This is a genomic window from Streptomyces nodosus, from assembly GCF_008704995.1.
Lineage (GTDB): Bacteria > Actinomycetota > Actinomycetes > Streptomycetales > Streptomycetaceae > Streptomyces > Streptomyces nodosus.
On record NZ_CP023747.1, the window covers coordinates 1,770,293 to 1,787,907 of the forward strand.

The following is a 17,615-nucleotide window of genomic DNA, read 5'->3' on the forward strand; positions in this document are numbered from 1 at the left end:
GGCGATGCTGGGATGTGTGATCCACGGTCAGGGCGACCTGCGGGTCGACGAGCTGCCGGTCCCGGAGCCCGGGCCCGGACAGGCGGTGGTCGCCGTCCGCTACGGCGGGGTGTGCGGTTCTGACCTGCACTACTGGCGGCACGGCGGGGTCGGGGACTTCCGGCTCCGGGAGCCGATGGTGCTCGGGCACGAGGTGGTGGGCACGGTCGTCTCGTACGGGGCGGGGGCGTCGGGTCCCGCCGTCGGCACGGCCGTCGCCGTGCACCCGGCCACGCCCTGCGGGGTCTGCCCGGAGTGCGCGAAGGGGCGGCGCAATGTGTGCCGGGACACCCGCTATCTCGGCAGCGCGGCCCGGTTCCCGCATGTCCAGGGCGGTTTCGCGGCCCGGGTGACGGTCCCCGCCGGCCAGCTCAGGGCCGTCCCGGCGGGCCTCGCACTGCGCCGGGCGGCGCTGGCCGAACCGCTCGCGGTGGCACTGCACGCGGTGCGGCGGGCCGGACCGGTCGCGGGGCGGCATCTGCTGGTGACGGGCGCCGGGCCGATCGGCTGTCTGGTGGTGGCGGCCGCGAAGGCGGCGGGCGCGGCATCGGTCACGGTGACGGACCTGCTGCCCCGGGCACTGGACTTCGCCGCGGCGGCGGGCGCCGACACCCTCGTACGGGCGGACGAGCCGGACGACCCGGGGTGGCCCACCGAGGTCGACACGGCAATCGAGGCGTCGGGGGTCGCCGCGGGCCTCGACACCTGTGTACGGCTGGTGCGGCGGGGCGGGACCGTGGTGCAGCTGGGCATGCTGCCGCCGGGGCAGAGCCCCTTCGCGGGGAACCTGGTGGTGAGCCGGGAGATCGAGGTGCGCGGGGCGTTCCGCTTCGACACCGAGTTCGACGAGGCGCTGGAACTGCTCGCCTCGGAGCCGGGTTTCGACGCGCTGGTGAGCGCGGTGGTGCCGGTCCGGGAGGCGGAGTCGGCGTTCGCCCTCGCCGCGGACCGCAGCAGGTCCTGCAAGGTGCTGCTGGACTTCGGGGCCTGACGGCCTTGCCGCGGCGGGGTGTCGCGACCACCCGTGTCGCGACCACCCGTGTCGCGGACTCCGGTACCGCTGGCACCCGTACCGCTGGCACCCCACCGGCGAAGCCCCGGCCCGCCCGGGCTATCCCACCGCCCTCGCCGCCGCGCGTCCTGCGGTGCGGCCCGAGAAGAGGCAGCCGCCGAGGAAGGTGCCCTCCAGGGCGCGGTAGCCATGGACCCCGCCGCCGCCGAAGCCGGCCGCCTCCCCGGCCGCGTACACCCCGGCCAGCGGATCGCCGCCCTCGGTCAGCACCCTCGAGGACAGGTCGGTCTCCAGGCCGCCGAGCGTCTTGCGGGTGAGGATGTTCAGGCGCACCGCGATGAGCGGGCCCGCCGCGGGGTCGAGGATGCGGTGCGGGGCGGCGGTGCGGACCAGCCGGTCGCCCAGGAATCTGCGGGCACCGCGGATCGCCGTCACCTGGAGGTCCTTGGTGAAGGGGTTGAGGATCTCCCGGTCTCGGGCGACGATCTCGCGGCGCAGTTCGGCCTCGTCGATGAGCGGTTCCCCGCTGAGCGCGTTCATGCCGCGCACCAGTGCACCCAGGTCCTTCTCGACGACGAAGTCGACACCGTGGTCCATGAACGCCTTGACCGGTGCCGGTACGTCCGCGCGCGCCCGCCCGATCACATCGCGCACCGACTTGCCGGTCAGATCGGGGTTCTGCTCGGAGCCGGAGAGCGCGAACTCCTTGCCGATGATCTTCCGGTCGAGCACGAACCAGGTGTAGTGGTACCCGGTCCTCATGATGTGTTCGAGGGTGCCGAGGGTGTCGAAGCCCGGGAAGAGCGGGACGGGCAGCCGCCGGCCGCGGGCGTCCAGCCAGAGGGAGGACGGGCCCGGCAGGATACGGATGCCGTGGTTCTCCCAGATGGGGCTCCAGTTGTGGATGCCCTCGGTGTAGTGCCACATGCGGTCGCGGTTGATCAGACGGGCGCCGGCCTCCTCGGCGACCCCCAGCATCTTCCCGTCGACATGGGCGGGGACGCCGGAGACCATCCGCTCGGGCGGGCTGCCCAGGCGCTCGGGCCAGTGGGCGCGCACCAGCCTGTGGTTGCCGCCGATGCCGCCGCTGGTGACGATCACCGCCTGCGCCCTGAGCTCGAAGGCGCCGACGACCGCGCGCCCGCCGGCCCGGCCGCGCGGCTCGGCGGACGGCTCCAGGATCTCCCCGGTGACGGTGTCCACGGCACCCGCGCTGCGCGCAAGGCCCGTGACGCGGTGACGGAACCTCAGCTGGACGAGTCCGCGCGCGACCCCGGCCCGTACCCGTCGCAGGAACGGGGCGAGCACCCCGGGGCCGGTCCCCCAGGTGATGTGGAAGCGGGGGACGGAGTTGCCGTGCCCGGTGGCGTCGTAGCCGCCGCGCTCGGCCCAGCCGACCACCGGGAAGAAACGTATGCCCTGCCGGTGCAGCCAGGCCCGCTTCTCGCCGGCCGCGAAGTCGACGTAGGCCTCGGCCCAGCGGCGCGGCCAGTGGTCCTCGGGGCGGTCGAAGGCGGCCGTGCCCATCCAGTCCTGGAGGGCGAGGGCATGGCTGTCCCTGATCCGCAGCCGGCGCTGTTCCGGTGAGTCGACGAGGAACAGTCCGCCGAGGGACCAGAACGCCTGGCCGCCCAGCGACTGTTCGGGTTCCTGGTCCAGGAGGATCACCTTGCGGCCGGCGTCCACCAGTTCCGCGGTCGCCGTGAGCCCGGCCAGGCCCGCCCCGATCACGATGACATCAGCGTCGTAGGCCATGCGCCCGTCCTCTCACGGTGGCTGCCGGTCCTCCCGTTGTTACCGACGGGTCAGATCCTTGGGCACGGGGAGTGAGCGCGTCAACCGCCCTCTCCCGGTGCACCCGGGCGGCCCGCGATTTCCGGCCCCGCCCCGTCCGGGACGGGGCTCGCGGAGAAGCCGTCAAGCAGGGGCGGGGCCCGGCGGGGGGCGCTACAGTCGGCGTGATACGCATCCCGTGACTCCGCTGAATCATCGAGGTACAGCGTGTCCGTACTGGTTCTGGCTCTCTCCTTGAGCGCGGCTTTCTGTCTGGGCACCGGATTCGTGCTGCAGCAGAACGCCGCCCAGCAGGCACCGCTGAGCGACTTCCTCTCCTTTCGGCTGCTGCTGGACCTGATGCGGATGCCGCGCTGGCTCGGCGGCCTCGCTCTGATGGTGGCCGGCATGGGTCTCAGCGCCGTCGCACTGGCCCACGGCGAGATCTCCCTGGTCGAGCCGCTGGTCGCCACCAATCTGCTGTTCGCGCTGGCCGAGTCCCGCCGGCAGACCAGACAGTCCGTGGGCCGCCAGGGCTGGGCCGGTCTGGCGCTGCTCGCCGGCGGGGTCACCGCCTTCATCGTCGCGGGCCGGCCCCGGGGAGGCGATGCGGTCACCGATCCCCTCCGGCACTGGCTGATCATCGGGTTGACGGTGGGTCTGGCGCTGCTGCTGACGACCTGCGCCAAGAAGTCGCGTCTGATCATCGGACCGGTACTTCTCGGGCTGGCGGCGGGACTGCTGTACGGGGTGCAGGACGCGCTCACCCGGGTCAGCGGTCAGCGCTTCGCGGCGGGCGGGTGGAGCGAGTTCGTCATCGGCTGGCAGCCGTACGCCGTGCTGGTGCTGGGGGTGACGGGCCTGGTCCTGGTGCAGAGCGCCTTCGAGACGGCACCGCTGCGGATGTCCCTGCCCGCGCTCACCGCGGCCCAGCCGCTGGCCGGGATCCTCTGCGGGGTGGGCTTCCTGGGTGACCGGCTGCGCACCGACACCGGCGCGCTGGCGTGGGAGGCCTGGGGGCTGGCGGCGATCGTCTGCGGCATCGTGCTGCTGGGGCTGCACCCGGCCATGCCCCGGGGCCTGGGGGAACCGCAGCGGGAGAGGGATCTGCAGCCGAGATGAGCGAGATGGGGAGGCCCGGGCGTGGGTACGGCGGAGCCGAGGACCGTCCGCCGGTGGGCCGCGGGGCCGGGGGCTGCTTGGATGGGGCCATGAGTGCCGCCGACGAACTCCTCGACATCGTGGACGAGAACGACAAGGTCATCGGGCAGTCGCCCCGTGGTGAGGCCTATGCCCGCCGGTTGCGCCACCGATGTGTGTTCATCGAGGCGCGGGACCCCGAGGGCCGGATCTTCGTCCATCGCCGCACCCCGACCAAGCTGGTCTTCCCGTCCATGTACGACATGTTCGTCGGCGGGGTCGTCGGCGCCGGGGAGACCTATGACGACGCGGCCCTGCGGGAGGCCGAGGAGGAACTGGGCGTCAGCGGACTGCCCCGGCCCGAACTGCTGTTCAAGTTCCGGTACGACGACGCCGTCGGCCGGTCCTGGTGGTCCTCGGTCTACCAGGTGCGCTGCGAACTGCCCGTGGACCCCCAGGCCGAGGAGGTGGCCTGGCACGACTTCCTGCCGGAGGACGAACTGGAGCGCCGGCTGCCCGACTGGGAGTGGGTCCCGGACGGCCTCGCCGCCTACCGGCGGCTCACCGAGCAGCGCCGCGCCGCCCGCTGACCGCCGGCCCGCCCCCGCCCCGGTGCCCCGGACGGGCTCCGCACCGGGGCCCGGTAGGGTCCTGTGACGTGATCGCATTCGTACGGAACGTCCGGCTGTGGTTCGCGCCCCAGGAGATCCGGGAAGAAGGCCGTACGCCCGACTATCGCTTCTCGCTGGCCAATGAGCGCACCTTTCTCGCCTGGCTGCGCACCGCACTGGCGCTCATCGGCGGCGGCTTCGCCGTGGACCAGTTCCTGCCCGATCTGCCCTGGGCCTGGCGTGTCGGGCTCGCTCTGGGGCTGCTCGCCGCGGGCGTGCTGTGCTCGCTGCGCGCCGTCAACCACTGGGTGCGCTGCGAGCGGGCGATGCGCCGCGGCGAGGACCTTCCCGCGTCCCGGTTCCCGGCGCTGCTGAGCATCGTCGTCGCCGTGGTGGCCGTCGCCATGGTCGTGGTGGTCTTCATCGGCTGGGAGCGATGAGCACCCCGGTCCCGCCGCGCGACCCGGGGCTCCAGCCGGAGCGCACCCGGCTCGCCTGGCGGCGCACCACGCTGTCGAACACCGTGGCCGCCGTGCTCGCGGCGCGGGCGGCGCTGCGCACCGGGACGGCGGCGGGTCTCGCCGTGGTCTCCCTGTGCTGTCTGCTGTGGCTCGGCTTCCTGGCCCTCGCCCATCTGCGCATCCGCCTGCTGACGGCGGCGGACGCCGGACCTCCGCCGCGCCTGGCACCCCGCCATGCCGCCGCCGCGGCCCTGTGCACGGTGGCCCTCGCGGTGTGTGCCGCGGTGCTGGTCCTCTGACCCCCGTCCCACCCGCCGCTCCACCACACCCACCCCGCCACCCCGGTCGCCCGACCGCCCTTCCCGCCGCGCTTTCCGGTCGCACTCGGGGCATCCTGAGGGCACACATGCCGGATGAACCGGAATGCCCCACTTCATCCCGTTAGCCTGAGCCGTCACTTCACGACGCCTTGAAGGTGAGCGCCATGAACACCGTCCACCAGGAACATCCCGCGCACTCCCACACCCACGGCCCGGCCTGCGGCCATGACGCGGTGCCCCACGGGGACCATGTCGACTACGCGCACGACGGCCATCTGCATCGCCAGCACACCGACCACTGGGACGAGTGCGAGCCCGGCGCGCACGTCACCCATGCGGGCCATGACCACCGGCACGGCGAGAGCTGCGGCCACCGCGGGGTCCGGCACGGCGACCACGTCGACTATCTGCACGACGGTCACCGGCACGCCGAGCACGAGGGGCACTGGGACGACCACTGACGGGCGTCCCCGGCGAGAACTGTGCGTGGGCCACCGGCCGGTGGCCCACTGCCGTGCCCCGGCCACCGTGGCACCGATCACGTTCGCTTCCCGTTCGCTCTCCGCACTGGACTACATACCGACCGGTCGGCATCATGAGGCGGGTCCGTCCCGCCGACGCGGGTCAGGTGTCCATGCGTGGAGGAGAAACGATGAGCCCAGACCACCCACCGGGTCTCGACCTCGACCGGCTGCACGGCCTGCTGGACGCCGAGCGGCCCGGACTGGTCACCGGTCCCCTGACGGGCCGGCTGATCGAGGGCGGGAGGTCCAACCTCACCTACGCCGTGTCGGACGGCACCGCGCGGTGGGTCGTGCGCCGTCCCCCGCTCGGGCATGTCCTGGCCACCGCGCACGACATGAGGCGCGAACACCGGGTGATCAGCGCGCTGCACCCGACGGCCGTGCCGGTGCCCCGCCCGATCCTGCTGTGCGAGGACGAGTCGGTCCTGGGCGCCCCCTTCTATGTGATGGACTTCGTCGAGGGCACCCCCTACCGCACCGCCGAGCAGCTGGCCGCGCTCGGCCCGGGGCGCACCCGGGAGGCGGTGCTCGCTCTGGTGGACACCCTGGTCGAGCTGCACGCGGCCGACCCCGCCGGGCTGGGCCTCGCCGGCTTCGGCCGCCCCGAGGGCTTCCTCGACCGCCAGCTGCGCCGCTGGGGCAAACAGCTGGACGCCTCCCGCAGCCGTGAACTGCCCGGCGTGGACGAGTTGCACGCGGCGCTCGGCCGGATGCTCCCCGCCTCCCCGCAGCCGACCGTCGTCCACGGCGACTACCGCCTGGACAATGTGCTGCTCGGCGACGACGACCGGATCAACGCCGTCCTGGACTGGGAGATGTCCACGCTCGGCGACCCGCTCACCGATGTGGGGCTGCTGGCGATGTACAGCGTGCCGCTCGCCCTGCCGGACTCCCCCGTCTCCACCACGGCCTCGGCCCCGGGGCACCCGGACGTCACCGAGCTGCTGGAGCGGTACGCCGCCCGCTCGGGGCGCGATCTGAGCGCCGTCTCCTGGTACACGGCCTTCGCCTGGTTCAAGCTCGCCGTGATCCTCGAGGGCATCCACTACCGCTACACACTCGGCCGGACGGTCGGTGCCGGTTTCGACCGCATCGGCGATCTGGTGCCGGTCTTCATCGAGCACGGACTGACCACCCTCGAGGAGGGCTGATCCGCCATGGACTTCGCTTTCGACGCGCGCACCGAGGAACTGCGCGCCCGGCTGCTGGCCTTCATGGACGACTACGTCCACCCGGCGGAGGCCCTCGCCCGGGAGCAGCGGGCACGGCTGGCCTCGCCGTGGGACACCCCCGCGGTGGTGGAGGAGCTGAAGGCCGAGGCACGCCGGCAGGGTCTGTGGAACCTCTTCCTGCCGGACTCCGTGTACGGTGCCGGGCTCACCAACCTCCAGTACGCCCCGCTCGCCGAGATCACCGGCCGCTCCCCGCAGCTGGCGCCGACCGCGCTGAACTGCGCGGCGCCCGACACGGGCAACATGGAGGTGCTGGCGCAGTTCGGGGACGAGCGGCAGCAGAAGCAGTGGCTGGAACCGCTGCTCGCCGGGGAGATCCGCTCGGCGTTCGCGATGACCGAGCCCGAGGTGGCCTCCTCGGACGCCACCAACATCACCACCCGTATCGAGCGCGACGGCGACGACTATGTCGTCACCGGCCGCAAGTGGTACATCTCCGGGGCGATGAACCCGGACTGCCGGATCTTCATCGTGATGGGCAAGACGGACCCGGACGGGCCCGACATCCGCCGTCAGCAGTCCATGGTGCTGGTCCCGCGTGACACCCCGGGCGTCCGGGTCCGCCGCGCCATGCAGGTCTACGGCTACGAGGACCACTGGCACGGCGGCCACGCCGAGGTGGTCTTCGACCGGGCGCGGGTGCCGGTGTCCCATCTGATCGGCGAGGAGGGCGGCGGCTTCGCCATCGCCCAGGCCCGGCTGGGTCCCGGCCGTATCCATCACTGCATGCGGCTGATCGGTATGGCGGAGCGGGCGATCGAGCTGATGTGTGAGCGGGCGGTGGCCCGGACGGCGTTCGGCAAGCCCCTGGCCCAGCAGGGCGTCGTGCACAACTGGATCGCGGACGCGCGGGTCGCCGTGGAGCAGCTGCGGCTGCTGGTGCTGAAGACGGCGTGGCTGATGGACACGGTCGGGAACAAGGGCGCGCACACCGAGATCCAGGCGATCAAGATCGCCACTCCGCGCACGGTCGTCGACATCATCGACAAGGCGGTGCAGTTGCACGGCGCGGGCGGGGTGGGCCAGGACTTCCCGCTGGCCGAACTCTGGGCGGCGGCCCGGACGTTGAGGCTCGCGGACGGTCCGGACGAGGTGCACCAGCGGTCGCTGGCGCGGCGGGAGCTGAGGAAGTACCGGTGACACCGGGGCCATACCGGTGAGCCATGGCCGGGGGGCGACCGCGGAGAGGGGTCGCCCCCGGCCGGTCCCGCCCTGCCCCGGTGGCCGTCGGGGGCGCTAGGGCCGCAGCGCCCTCAGCAGCAGGTCCGCGAGATGGTCGGCGACCTGCTGGGGGCTGAGCGTGCCGTCGGGGCGGTACCAGGTCGACAGATGGTGCACCGAGCCGAAGTGGTAGTCGACGACCAGGTCGGCGGGGGTGGCGGTGGAGAACACCCCCGCCTCCTGGCCCTCCTCGATCAGGGCGCGGAACCGTTCGTGGTAGTGCCGCCGGGCGGCGCGTACCTGCTTGCTCTTCTCCGGGCCGAGATGGTGCATGGACCGGAAGAAGATCATGGCATCGTCGAGGTTCTCGATCGTGGTGACGACGACGTCCGCGGCGGCGTCCCGCAGTCGCTTCTCCACCGGCTCGTCGGCGTCCGCGAAGGCGTCCAGACGTTCCTGCTGGACGCGCAGCACCCGCGCGTACACCTCGTGCAGCAGATCGTCCTTGGAGCCGAAGTAGTGGTACAGCGCCCCCTTGGTGACGCCGGCCGCCTCCACGATCTCCTGCACGGAGGTGCGGTCGTACCCCCGGTCGGCGAAGAGCCGGGTGGCGGCGGCCAGCAGCCGCTGCGGGACGGGCGTACCGTCCCCGTCCGTCGTTCTGGGCACTGCCGCCACCTGCCTTTCCTCGAGGTCCGCCGGCGATGAGGTCCACCGGCTCGTCCGCCGGCCGGGAACGCGTTCCCCGACGCAGGATCCTCCCACTCGCCGTCCCCGGCGGACCGGGCGGGCGCCGTGGGAGGGGTCACCGGCCGGCCTCCCAGCTGCGCTGGATCTGGTTCATGGTCGTCAGCCAGCGGTCCGGCTCACCGGCGCGTGCCCGGTAGTACGCGGCGACCTCGGGGTGCGGCAGGATCAGGAACCGGTCCTCCTCGATGCCCTTGAAGAGCGCGTCGGCGACGTCCTCGGGCTCGATCGCGGTCGGTACCAGCACCAGTTCGCCGGCGCTTCCGGAGGCGGTCAGCAGATCGGTGCGGACGCCCTGGGGGCAGATCGCATGGACCTTCAGCCCGCGGTGCCGGTAGGTCAGGGAGAGCCATTCGGCGAAGGCGTAGGCCCCGTGCTTGGTGACGCTGTAGGGGGCGGCGCCGATCATGGTGAGCAGTCCGGCGGCGGAGACGGTGGAGACGAAACGGCCCGCGCCGCGTTCCAGCCAGTCGGGCAGCAGGGCGCGGGCGGCGCGGACATGCGCCATCACATTCACGTCCCAGGTCCGCTCCCACACCTCCTCGTCGGCGGCCTCGGTGCCGGCGGAGCCGATGCCCGCGTTGGCGCAGTAGATGTCGACCGTGCCGCCGAGGGCGTCCCGCGCCTCGGTCACGGTCGTGGAGGCGTCGCCGGGGACGGGGATGCCGCCGATCTCGTCGGCCACGGCCCGGGCCCGGCCGGCGTCCAGGTCGTTGACGACGACCCGGGCTCCCTCGGCGGCGAAGCGGCGGGCCAGCGCCGCCCCGATGCCGCCTCCCGCTCCGGTGACGACCACTCCGGCACCCTGCACGGCTTCCACCATCGGCCCTGTCCCCTTCGATGTCGGCATGACGCTTTCCCGGCTCCGCTGACACCGCAGACTAACCGGTCGGTATGTGGCGGGGGAAGGATCTGTCCGGCGTCCCGCACGGCCCCGACCGCCCCGCTCGCGGAGCACGCGCGCCCGCTTCTGCGGACGGACGTGTCATGACGTATGGCCAACCTTCGCCATGAGCAGGACGATACGCCCACGGCGCACTCGTTCCCCGGGCGAAGGGGGCCCGTCATGGCGGTACCGGCGATCAGCGTGAGTCCCTACTGGGAGCTGACCTTCGACGCGGACGGGGACGTGGACGGCCCCGAACGGGACCGGCTGCTCACGGAGGTGAGCCGACGAGGGGTACGGGACCTGCTGCTCTTCGCCCATGGCTGGAACGACGACCGCTCCGGCGCGACCCTGCTCTACGACCGCTTCTTCGCGCCGGTCCCCTCGCTGGCCCCGGCGGCACAACTGGGTTACGCGGGCGTGATCTGGCCGTCGATGATGTTCGCGGACGAGCCGATCCCCGACTTCCCCCCGTCACTCGCGGCCGGCGCCCCGGCGTCCCCACGGCTGGACGACAGCAGCCGGCAGGCCCTGCTCCGGGTGTTCCCGGACCGCGCGACCGTGCTGGACCGGATCGCCCGGCTGCTGGAACGGCAGCCGGACGACGGCGCCTCGCTGGAGGAGTTCGGGCGGCTGGTGCGGGAGTTGGTGGAGGTGCCCGTGCGGGGGCCGCAGGCCCGGTGCACCGAGGACACCCGGGTGCCGGGTGCGGCGGCCACCGGCCCCGAGATGCTCCGCGGGGAGACGGCCCGGGTGTGCCGGGACTTCGCGGGGGCCCTGGAGCAGGTGGCGGGAAGGGGCACGGAGGAGTTCTCGCTCACCCCGAAGGGACTGTGGGACGGGGCACGCGAACTGCTGCGGCAGGCCACGTACTACGCCATGAAACGGCGCGCGGGGGCCGTCGGGGAGCGGGGGCTGGGGCCGGTGCTCGGTCGGCTGGCGCAGGCCGCTCCCGGGGTGCGGGTGCATCTGGTGGGCCACAGCTTCGGCGCGCGGCTGGTGTCCTTCGCGCTGCGCGGGCTGCCGGACGGAGTGCGCACGGTGAAGTCCGTGACGCTGCTCCAGGGTGCCTTCTCGCACTACGCGTTCGCGGCCCGGCTGCCCCGGGACCCGGGTGCGGGCGGCGTTCTCGCCGGGCGGCAGCGGCGCGTCGACGGCCCCCTGGTGTGCTGCCACTCCCGTTTCGACTCGGCGCTCGGCACGCTGTATCCGCTGGCGTCGAGGGTGGTGGGGGACGACCGGTCGGTGGCCGGGGAGCTTCCCGGCCGCGCGGAGGACGTGGGCGTCGGCCTCCTCCTGGGGCCGCGCTGGGGCGCGCTGGGGCACGACGGGGTGCAGGCGGTGGACGGCACCCGGGAGGTCACCCTCGCCGACGCGCTGAGCGCGGGGCTGCCGGCGTCGGGCTGTGTGAACGTCGACGCCTCCGCCGTGGTCCGCCGCGGCGGCCCGCCCGCCGGCGCCCACAGCGACATCCTCCACCGGGAGCTGGCACAGCTGGTGCTGACGGCGGGCCGGGTGGACCGGCCCGCCGCCGCGGGCGGTTGACTACCGGTGTGAGGTGTACTCCACCACCTGCTGGTACGTCGGCCGGTTCTGCCAGCCGATCTTGCCGTGCTTGATGCCTCCCAGGGTGCGCTGGACGATCGAGTCGGCGCACCACTGGTCACCCGCCGAGCACTGGTCGTCGCCGGGGTAGACCTGGGACGCGGTGGCGCCGGCGGCCTGCTTCAGCGTGCCGATCAGGATGTCCCGGCAGGAGGCGAGGTTCCCTCCGCCGCAGTAGGTCCGGGCCAGGGGGCCCTGCACCGGCTCACCCAGCACCGCCCGGATGTCCTTGTCGACATAGCTCCACCAGCCGTACTGGAAGGAGCTTCCGGCGTGCGATCCGGTCGGCCCGTGTCCGGCCGAGGGGGATTCGTCGACCGGGAGGTTCGCGGTGAACGCCGTGTACAGGTCGCCGCCCAGACCGGGTTGGAACTCTGCCTTCACCAGCAGCGGCCACCAGGCGTCCAGGATGCGGATCGCGTCGGCGTCGGCGTACTTCTTCGAACCGGCCGAGGTCTCGGTGCGCCTGGCGCCCGCCGACACCCAGGCGGACAGCTTGCTCACCGCCGCCGCGGCCGTGGAGTCCGTGACCGGCGAGCTGGTGACGACCTTCAGCAGCTTCGGCAGCACGTCCTCGGCCCGCAGATCGGCGAGGGCCGCGTCCGCCATGGCCTTCACCAGCGCCGACCTGGTCACCCCGCCGGCCGTCACCAGTCTCTTCACCCGGTCCTCCAGCAGATCGCCGCGATGGACCGAACCGTCGCCCCAGGACGCGGTGGTGTAGTCCTTGGCCTGCTTGTTGTTCCAGGAGATGTAGTAGTCCTGGTCGAGGGAGTTCGGGTGCTGGGAGGCCGGGGTGTAGTCGGCGGTATTGGTCGCCGGGTCCCAGTTCCTCCACTCGTACGCCGGCCGCGCCCACACCGGGAACTCGGCGTCGACGCCGCTCGCGCGCACCGGGTTGTCGCCGCTGTTGTAGTACGCGGTGTGCCGGGAGTCGGCGTAGAACCAGTTGAAGGTGAAGTTGATGTGCTGGGCCGCGCTCTGGAAGTCCTCGGGCCCCTTGACGTAGTCGGGGTCGTTCAGCATCTGGAAGCCGACGATCGAGTCGGCCTCGTGCAGATAGGACGAGCGCAGGGTGGTGTAGGCGACCTTGGTGCCGCCGACCGTGGCGCGGTACTCCACCGGCCCGTACGCGGTGCGCCAGGCCCGCATGGTGTAGGAGCCGGCCGCGGTGCCGTCGGCGACGCTCGGCGTCCAGGAGTTCTTCTGTTCGACCTTCTCCATCGCGGTGCAGGTGCCGTGGAGAAGGTAGTGGTGGTCGTCCTGGCACAGCTCGACCGCATAGGTGTCGATGATGTCCTGGCCGGAGGTGGTGGCGCTCCATGAGTAGTCCTGGCCGCGGCCCAGTTCGACATACATGCTCAGGCCCGCGAAGGAGGCGCCACGGGCGCTGATGCCGGGCCCCTGGATCTCCTGGAGCATCAGCAGCTGGGGCGCGAAGTAGCCGGTCTGCGGCCCGAAGACGGCGATCGGATGGCCGCTCGCGGTGTGCTTCCCGCTGACCACCAGGGCGTTGGACATGCCCCGCCGGGCCGAGCCGAGGGCCGTCGTCGCGGCCGTGGCGGAGGCGGCGGTGGCGGCGGAGGCGGTGGCGCTGCCGGTGCGGTCGTACACCAGTGGTTCCCGGGTGACCGAACCGGCGTCGGGCAGCGCGGCGCCCTTCGGGTCGTCGGGCCTGGACGCGTAGGGGAAGCTCTCGCCGTCGTGGACGGTGAGCACCGCCTCCGGGTCGTTGCGCTCCCGGAAGGACTCCCAGACCTCGGTGCCCTCCGCCACTCCGTACTTCGACTGGGCGGCGAGCAGGGAGACCGCGTTCTCGACCTCTCCGCCGCCGCCCGAGCCGAAGAGGGAGCCGACGACCGAGGCGAGCGCCACCAGGTCGGTGACCTTGAAGTGGTCGATGGTGCCGGCGTTGGTGATGGAGTCCTTGTGGCCGGTCAGGACGTACTCGCCGGGGAAGTAGCGGCCGCGGTCGGAGGCGTCGATATAGGCGTTGATGCCGTCCAGATAGGCGTTCACATCGTCCAGGGCCTGCCGGCCCCGGTCACCCGCGCCGGCCGCGACATGGTCGATCTGGGCCTGGAGATCGGCCTCGGTGTAGGGCGCGTTGCGCCAGAACTCCTGCTCCAGGCCCTGGTTGGCGGCGGCTCCGCCCGCGAAGGGGGTGAGCCCGCCGCGTCCTACGTGCCGGAAGACGTCCATCAGCCACAGCCGGTCCTCGGCGGCGGCGTAACCGGCTCCGAACTCGGTTCCGTAGCGGGTGGTGCCGGTGATGTGCGGCACCCCCCTCTTCTTGTCCCGGACGATGGTCACATCGCCCCGGCCCGCGGGTTTCTCGGTGGAGGCCACCTGGCCGGAAGGGACCCCGAACGACGCGTCGTCGAAGAAGTTGTTGATCTTCGCGTCGGTGAGCGCGGAGTACCCGCCGGCGAGGTCGGCGTAGGGGCCGAGCTGATCCTCGGCGTGGGCGGGCTGGGTGCCGAAGAGCTGGTTGAGGAGGATCTCGGCGAGGGTGGCGTTGCCGTTCTCGCCGGGCGGGAGGATGTCCGAACACCGGCCGCCGCAGTGGTCGTCGGGCGTGGCCGCCTGGGCGGTGCCCGCGGCCGTCGGGGACAGCAGACCGGCGACGAGCGCGCATATCGCCGCGGTCTTGAGGAACTTGGGGAATCTGCCGGGAGTTCTCAGTCTGTCGAGGGTGCTGCGTGGGGTGCGCCGTGGCATGGCTGCTCCTCCGGACGATGATGGGCGGGATGTTACCGCCGGTATTCCCCGGATTGAACATAAGCGTGAGTCAACTTCCGGGGGGCCGCCGGGGATTCCCGAGGGGCAGGCGGGGCCACTGCGCCGACGTGGGGCTCTCGACGGGCGACCGACGGCATGAAGGAGACGGCAAAGAACCGTTCGGAGGTGACAAATGGAGGTCATCGGACAACGGATGGAGCCGAATCGCTTGTCGATACGTCTATTCGGCGAGGTCCCTACGACGACGCCGAAGTGACCGCAGTACAGGTGCAGGTGTGACGGAGGTGCAGGGCGATGGCCGGTTTCCGGAGTCTGGCGAGACAGGTGCGCGATCCCAGGTGCGATCTGGCGCTGCGCCGCTATTCACTGCGCAAGTGTCTGGAAAAGTTCGCCCCTTATGGGCACCGGGCGACCTGGGACCATCTGTGCTCCCGGGCCGGTTTCGGTCCCGAGGACCGCTCCCCCGACCCGGCGCGGCTCGTGGCCGCACTGGACGAACTGGAGGAGGCCCGGTCCGTCTGGCTGGCGCACGAGGCCGTGTTCACTCAGCGCCGCAGGAGGGAGAAGCACGACGGGCTGCGCAGGCCGGGCAGTGTGGACGACTGGCGCCGGCTGACCTGGGGCGGGTTCGGGGTGGTCTGGTGCGACGACCCGCGCCTCCACCCCGACCAGCCGCTGGCGGAGGTGCTGCGCCGGCTCATCGCCGCGCTGGAGCGCGAGCCCGGCTCGGCCTGCCCGGTGTGCGCCGACGAGCGCCTGGTGTGGCGGTGCGACCTGGCCCACGCACCCTCCTCGGGCCCGGTCTGCACGGGCTGCGGCATCGTGGTGCCGACGCCGGCGCTGACCCCCGCGGCCCTGGCCGGGGCCCGGCGGGCGCGGATGCTGGTGTCCGCCTGACGACCGGGCCCGGAGGCCCGGGGCCCGGGGGTGCGCCGAGGCTGCCGCGCCCCCGTCGGCGGCGGTGCCCGCCACGGCCGCCGGGAGCGGCGGCGGGGCGCGGTGACCCGGCACGCCCGAGCCCGCGGGCCCGTCACCCGCCGACCCCGCGGCCGGACGCACGGCGCTACGCGGGGCCGTACGACAGCCGCGCCTGCCACAGCACTAGCAGCACCCCTCCGGTTTCCGCTCCTGCGTCCGGCCGCCGGAACCGTCCGCCGTCCGGTTGCTCCCCCGCTCCACCATCAGGCGCGAACCCGAGTGGCGTTCGCCGAAGACGTCGTCGGGGTTGGAGAGCACACAGGTCTCCAGGGAGAGACAGCCGCAGCCGATGCAGTCCGTGAGATGGTCCCGGAGCCGGCTCAGCTGGGTGATGCGCTCGTCGAGTTCGGAGCGCCAGGCCTCGGAGAGCCGGGCCCAGTCCGCCCGGGTCGGGGTCCGTTCCTCGGGGAGTTCGGCGAGCGCCTCGCGGATCACGGCCAGTGGGATGCCGACCCGCTGCGCGGCGCGCACAAAGGCGACCCGGCGCAGTGCGTCACGCTGATAGCGGCGCTGGTTGCCCGAGGTGCGGCGGCTGCTGATCAGCCCCTTGGACTCGTAGAAGTGCAGGGCGGAGACGGCGGCTCCGCTGCGGGCGGACAGCTGACCGACGGAGAGCTCATGGATCGTCTCGGGGATCTGGGGCACCCCTCAGAGCCTACCCACCGCGTTCCGGCCGGGTCCGTTGACAGGGGACCCGGATCCGACCATGCTAAGCAGTCGCTTAGAACGCTGGCTTCGTGATGCGAAAGGCCGGGACCATGGCAGAGCCGAGGATCTTCACCTCCGTCGACGAGCTGAGGGCGGCGGTGGGCGAGCAGTTGGGGTACACCGACTGGGTGGAGATCGACCAGAAGCGGATCGATCTGTTCGCGGACGCCACCGGCGACCACCAGTGGATCCATGTGGACCCAGGGAAGGCGGCCTCGGGCCCCTTCGGCAGGACCGTCGCGCACGGCTATCTCACCCTGTCCTTGCTGCCGCTCTTCGGGCCGCAGCTGATCAAGGTCGAGAACGTGCGGATGGGCCTCAACTACGGGACGAACAAGGTGCGTTTCCCCGCGCCCGTCCCGGTGGGCTCCCGGCTGCGCGCCACCGCGGTGATCACCGGCGTCGAGGACGTGCCGGGCGGGGTGCAGCTGGCGGTCGCCTTCACCGTGGAGCGCGAGGGCGGCGACAAGCCGGTGTGTGTGGCCGAGTCGGTGGCGCGCTACTACCTCTGAGCGCCGGGGCGCCCTCGGGAGTCGGGTCAGCCGACAGCACCCGGGGCCTCGGTACGGGCCTCCACCATCCGCAGCACGAGGCCGGCGTAGAGCGCGCCCACCTCGTCCGGCGTACGGGGGCCTTCGGCCCTGAACCAGCGGGCCACATCGATGCACAGGGAGAGCACGGCGAGGGTGGTCCCGCGCACATCGGGCACATCGAACTCGCCCGCCGCCACCCCGTCCTCGATGATCCCGCGCACCTCGGCGTCGACCTGCCGGCGCAGTGCGACGATCTCAGCGCGCGACTCGGGACCGAGCGCGTCCAGCTCGTACTGCACGACCCGCGCCACGGTGTGCTGCCCGGCGTGCCAGCGGACGAAGGAGGACACCGCGTCGGCGAGCCGCTCGGCGGCGGTGCCCTCGCCCCGGGCCGCCGTGCGCAGGACGTCGAGCGCCTTCTCGTGCCCGATCCTGCTGATGCGGTGGAGCAGCTCTTCCTTGGTCTTGTAGTGGATGTAGAGCGCGGCCGGGCTCATACCGGCGCGGCCCGCGATGTCGCGCGTCGTCGTGGCGTGGTAGCCGCGTTCGGCGAAGGCCTCCACGGCGGCGAGCAACAGCCGCCGGGCCGCCTCGGGGGTGACCTCCGCCCACGGCTGCGTTCCGCCGTCGGCCGTCTCCTCCGCCGTACTCATCGCTCGCCCCTTCCACCGCCAGGACGCACACCATACCTCCGACGGTGAGCGAGCGCTTAGAGCGGCTTGGAGTGCCCGCTTCCCTTCAGAGCCTCTCGAATCAGAGCTTCTCGAAGGGGTCGTGTTCGGCGAGCAGCTTCTCCAGCCGCGCCTGGTCGACGCGGCTGACCAGCTGACCGGCCTCCTGCCGGTCCCGGACCACCTTGGCCAGGGTGAAGGCGGAGGTCACCAGGTAGAGGACGGCGATCCCCAGGAAGGCCCGCACCCAGGTGTCGGCCTCCAGCCGGAGGATCCCGACGGCGGTGGCCACCAGGGCGACGGCGAAGGACGCGACGGCCTGGCCGTAGTAGGCGGCCGTGTTCTGCTGTCTGACCGGAGTCTCGTTCATGGGGTCCAGGGTCCGGGTCGGGGGGCGCGGGCCGCATCCGTCGCGCTACTCAGCCGGGTACTCAGACGCGCACCGCCCCGGGCGGGCGCCGAAACCTTCATG

At 72.4% G+C, this 17,615-nt stretch carries 18 protein-coding genes; 11 read left to right on the top strand and 7 right to left on the bottom strand.

Features of this window, described 5'->3' with window-relative positions; translation table 11 throughout:
- Positions 1 to 4 precede the first annotated feature (4 nt).
- Complete coding sequence (locus CP978_RS08070) at positions 5 to 1,030, top strand: L-idonate 5-dehydrogenase (RefSeq protein ID WP_043438882.1); 1,026 nt, start codon at positions 5 to 7, stop codon at positions 1,028 to 1,030.
- Between the two features lie 120 nt (positions 1,031 to 1,150).
- Here the strand turns inward: CP978_RS08070 and CP978_RS08075 are convergent, their stop codons facing one another.
- Positions 1,151 to 2,806: an FAD-binding dehydrogenase gene (locus CP978_RS08075; protein WP_043438885.1), complete on the bottom strand. Its 1,656-nt coding sequence runs from the start codon at positions 2,804 to 2,806 to the stop codon at positions 1,151 to 1,153.
- Between the two features lie 246 nt (positions 2,807 to 3,052).
- Between CP978_RS08075 and CP978_RS08080 the strand changes: the two genes are divergently transcribed.
- The 7 genes from CP978_RS08080 (at position 3,053) to CP978_RS08110 (ending at position 8,252) form a co-directional block, all read left to right on the top strand.
- Positions 3,053 to 3,946, top strand: a complete 894-nt coding sequence (locus tag CP978_RS08080; RefSeq protein WP_043438886.1) for a DMT family transporter — start codon at positions 3,053 to 3,055, stop codon at positions 3,944 to 3,946.
- 89 nt (positions 3,947 to 4,035) lie between these two features.
- A complete protein-coding gene (locus tag CP978_RS08085; protein ID WP_043438887.1) occupies positions 4,036 to 4,554 on the top strand; it encodes an NUDIX hydrolase in 519 nt (172 codons plus the stop codon).
- Positions 4,555 to 4,622: 68 nt separating this feature from the next.
- On the top strand, positions 4,623 to 5,015 hold the full coding sequence (locus CP978_RS08090) for a YidH family protein (RefSeq protein ID WP_043438888.1): 393 nt from the start codon (positions 4,623 to 4,625) through the stop codon (positions 5,013 to 5,015).
- Positions 5,012 to 5,335, top strand: coding sequence for a DUF202 domain-containing protein (locus CP978_RS08095; protein WP_043438889.1), 324 nt, complete (start codon positions 5,012 to 5,014; stop codon positions 5,333 to 5,335). Before CP978_RS08090 ends, CP978_RS08095 begins: the two co-directional genes overlap by 4 nt.
- A 185-nt stretch (positions 5,336 to 5,520) precedes the next feature.
- Positions 5,521 to 5,817: a hypothetical protein gene (locus CP978_RS08100; RefSeq protein WP_043438891.1), complete on the top strand. Its 297-nt coding sequence runs from the start codon at positions 5,521 to 5,523 to the stop codon at positions 5,815 to 5,817.
- A gap of 191 nt (positions 5,818 to 6,008) precedes the next feature.
- A complete protein-coding gene (locus CP978_RS08105) occupies positions 6,009 to 7,031 on the top strand; it encodes a phosphotransferase family protein (RefSeq protein ID WP_043438893.1) in 1,023 nt (340 codons plus the stop codon).
- Positions 7,032 to 7,037: 6 nt separating this feature from the next.
- Positions 7,038 to 8,252, top strand: coding sequence for an acyl-CoA dehydrogenase family protein (locus CP978_RS08110; RefSeq protein WP_043438895.1), 1,215 nt, complete (start codon positions 7,038 to 7,040; stop codon positions 8,250 to 8,252).
- A gap of 96 nt (positions 8,253 to 8,348) precedes the next feature.
- On the opposite strand, the gene CP978_RS08115 is transcribed toward CP978_RS08110, so the two are convergent.
- Positions 8,349 to 8,942, bottom strand: a complete 594-nt coding sequence (locus CP978_RS08115) for a TetR/AcrR family transcriptional regulator (protein ID WP_043448278.1) — start codon at positions 8,940 to 8,942, stop codon at positions 8,349 to 8,351.
- A 136-nt stretch (positions 8,943 to 9,078) separates the two neighbouring features.
- Positions 9,079 to 9,843 (bottom strand): SDR family oxidoreductase, encoded by a 765-nt coding sequence (locus CP978_RS08120; protein WP_150478168.1) that lies wholly within the window; start codon positions 9,841 to 9,843, stop codon positions 9,079 to 9,081.
- A 243-nt stretch (positions 9,844 to 10,086) separates the two neighbouring features.
- Between CP978_RS08120 and CP978_RS08125 the strand changes: the two genes are divergently transcribed.
- Positions 10,087 to 11,451 carry a serine/threonine protein kinase gene (locus tag CP978_RS08125; RefSeq protein WP_043438898.1) on the top strand — a complete coding sequence of 455 codons (1,365 nt, stop codon included), beginning with the start codon at positions 10,087 to 10,089 and terminating at the stop codon, positions 11,449 to 11,451.
- On the opposite strand, the gene CP978_RS08130 is transcribed toward CP978_RS08125, so the two are convergent.
- On the bottom strand, positions 11,452 to 14,232 hold the full coding sequence (locus CP978_RS08130) for a penicillin acylase family protein (protein WP_043438900.1): 2,781 nt from the start codon (positions 14,230 to 14,232) through the stop codon (positions 11,452 to 11,454).
- A 315-nt stretch (positions 14,233 to 14,547) separates the two neighbouring features.
- On the opposite strand from CP978_RS08130, the gene CP978_RS08135 reads away from it, so the two are divergent.
- The gene (locus CP978_RS08135) at positions 14,548 to 15,150 is read left to right on the top strand and encodes a hypothetical protein (protein WP_150478169.1); all 603 of its coding nucleotides are present in this window, start codon (positions 14,548 to 14,550) and stop codon (positions 15,148 to 15,150) included.
- Positions 15,151 to 15,354: 204 nt separating this feature from the next.
- Here the strand turns inward: CP978_RS08135 and soxR are convergent, their stop codons facing one another.
- Positions 15,355 to 15,876 carry a redox-sensitive transcriptional activator SoxR gene (soxR, locus tag CP978_RS08140; protein WP_043438904.1) on the bottom strand — a complete coding sequence of 174 codons (522 nt, stop codon included), beginning with the start codon at positions 15,874 to 15,876 and terminating at the stop codon, positions 15,355 to 15,357.
- 113 nt (positions 15,877 to 15,989) lie between these two features.
- On the opposite strand from soxR, the gene CP978_RS08145 reads away from it, so the two are divergent.
- Positions 15,990 to 16,451: a MaoC family dehydratase gene (locus tag CP978_RS08145; RefSeq protein WP_043438907.1), complete on the top strand. Its 462-nt coding sequence runs from the start codon at positions 15,990 to 15,992 to the stop codon at positions 16,449 to 16,451.
- 26 nt (positions 16,452 to 16,477) lie between these two features.
- Here the strand turns inward: CP978_RS08145 and CP978_RS08150 are convergent, their stop codons facing one another.
- Together CP978_RS08150 and CP978_RS08155 are read right to left on the bottom strand one after the other, a co-directional pair.
- Complete coding sequence (locus CP978_RS08150; protein WP_043438910.1) at positions 16,478 to 17,125, bottom strand: TetR/AcrR family transcriptional regulator; 648 nt, start codon at positions 17,123 to 17,125, stop codon at positions 16,478 to 16,480.
- A gap of 100 nt (positions 17,126 to 17,225) precedes the next feature.
- Positions 17,226 to 17,513, bottom strand: coding sequence for a YiaA/YiaB family inner membrane protein (locus CP978_RS08155; protein ID WP_043438913.1), 288 nt, complete (start codon positions 17,511 to 17,513; stop codon positions 17,226 to 17,228).
- Positions 17,514 to 17,615: the final 102 nt, after the last annotated feature.

What these genes read in the sequence shown, in the direction of transcription:
- CP978_RS08110 (WP_043438895.1), top strand. Translation starts at nt 7,038, where the DNA reads ATGGACTTCGCTTTCGACGCGCGCACCGAGGAACTGCGCGCCCGGCTG.
- CP978_RS08155 (WP_043438913.1), bottom strand. Translation starts at nt 17,513, where the DNA reads ATGAACGAGACTCCGGTCAGACAGCAGAACACGGCCGCCTACTACGGC.
- CP978_RS08130 (WP_043438900.1), bottom strand. Translation starts at nt 14,232, where the DNA reads ATGCCACGGCGCACCCCACGCAGCACCCTCGACAGACTGAGAACTCCC.
- CP978_RS08150 (WP_043438910.1), bottom strand. Translation starts at nt 17,125, where the DNA reads ATGAGTACGGCGGAGGAGACGGCCGACGGCGGAACGCAGCCGTGGGCG.
- CP978_RS08125 (WP_043438898.1), top strand. Translation starts at nt 10,087, where the DNA reads ATGGCGGTACCGGCGATCAGCGTGAGTCCCTACTGGGAGCTGACCTTC.
- CP978_RS08075 (WP_043438885.1), bottom strand. Translation starts at nt 2,806, where the DNA reads ATGGCCTACGACGCTGATGTCATCGTGATCGGGGCGGGCCTGGCCGGG.
- CP978_RS08085 (WP_043438887.1), top strand. Translation starts at nt 4,036, where the DNA reads ATGAGTGCCGCCGACGAACTCCTCGACATCGTGGACGAGAACGACAAG.
- CP978_RS08100 (WP_043438891.1), top strand. Translation starts at nt 5,521, where the DNA reads ATGAACACCGTCCACCAGGAACATCCCGCGCACTCCCACACCCACGGC.
- CP978_RS08105 (WP_043438893.1), top strand. Translation starts at nt 6,009, where the DNA reads ATGAGCCCAGACCACCCACCGGGTCTCGACCTCGACCGGCTGCACGGC.
- CP978_RS08120 (WP_150478168.1), bottom strand. Translation starts at nt 9,843, where the DNA reads ATGGTGGAAGCCGTGCAGGGTGCCGGAGTGGTCGTCACCGGAGCGGGA.
- CP978_RS08145 (WP_043438907.1), top strand. Translation starts at nt 15,990, where the DNA reads ATGGCAGAGCCGAGGATCTTCACCTCCGTCGACGAGCTGAGGGCGGCG.
- CP978_RS08135 (WP_150478169.1), top strand. Translation starts at nt 14,548, where the DNA reads ATGGCCGGTTTCCGGAGTCTGGCGAGACAGGTGCGCGATCCCAGGTGC.
- CP978_RS08095 (WP_043438889.1), top strand. Translation starts at nt 5,012, where the DNA reads ATGAGCACCCCGGTCCCGCCGCGCGACCCGGGGCTCCAGCCGGAGCGC.
- CP978_RS08070 (WP_043438882.1), top strand. Translation starts at nt 5, where the DNA reads ATGCTGGGATGTGTGATCCACGGTCAGGGCGACCTGCGGGTCGACGAG.